Origin of the sequence: Mesorhizobium sp. M1307 (assembly GCF_040318155.1) — a bacterium.
In the GTDB taxonomy this organism is placed as follows: Bacteria; Pseudomonadota; Alphaproteobacteria; order Rhizobiales; family Rhizobiaceae; genus Mesorhizobium.
Genome location: NZ_JAMYLR010000126.1, coordinates 1 through 538 on the forward strand (window position 1 = coordinate 1; position 538 = coordinate 538).

Genomic DNA, 538 nt, shown 5'->3' on the forward strand with positions numbered 1-538 from the left:
TTTGACAATCGACGACAGGTTGCCGCCTACGCTGGTTTGGTGCCAACGCCCTGGCAAAGTGGGCAGATTAATTGCGAGCAGGGAGTCTCGAAGTCCGGCAATCCTAGGCTCCGGTCGACGCTTGTCCAGGTTGCGTGGCTCTGGGTGCGCCATCAACCCAATTCCGCACTCAGCCAGTGGTTCAGGGCGCGAGTCATCCAGAATGGTGGCCGGTACAAGAAGACGGCGATCATCGCCCTCGCTCGGAAACTGCTTGTTGCGCTGTGGAAATACGTGAACGCCGGAGTCGTTATAGAAGGAGCTCTCCTGACGAAACCATCAGCGTAGACGCCAATCGATTCTAACAATCTCCAGGACCGATCAGGCCTGGCAGATCCTCGGTAGACGAACCGACGAAACTCATGGCCTCAAACAGCCGCCGCTGAAGAATGGTTTCGTCTCTTGGGTCCGAATCCGCCGCAAGCGGGATCATGGAACAGGTGCATGCGCCCTGACCGAATATAAGGTGGACTGGGTTCGTTCGCGAACCGCGTCACGC

General features: G+C 57.6%; 1 protein-coding gene. It reads left to right on the plus strand.

Features of this window, described 5'->3' with window-relative positions; translation table 11 throughout:
• Positions 1 to 327, plus strand: a 327-nt coding sequence (locus NKH16_RS34950; RefSeq protein ID WP_352903996.1) for a transposase, incomplete at its 5' end; no start/stop codon positions are given.
• Positions 328 to 538 lie beyond the last annotated feature (211 nt).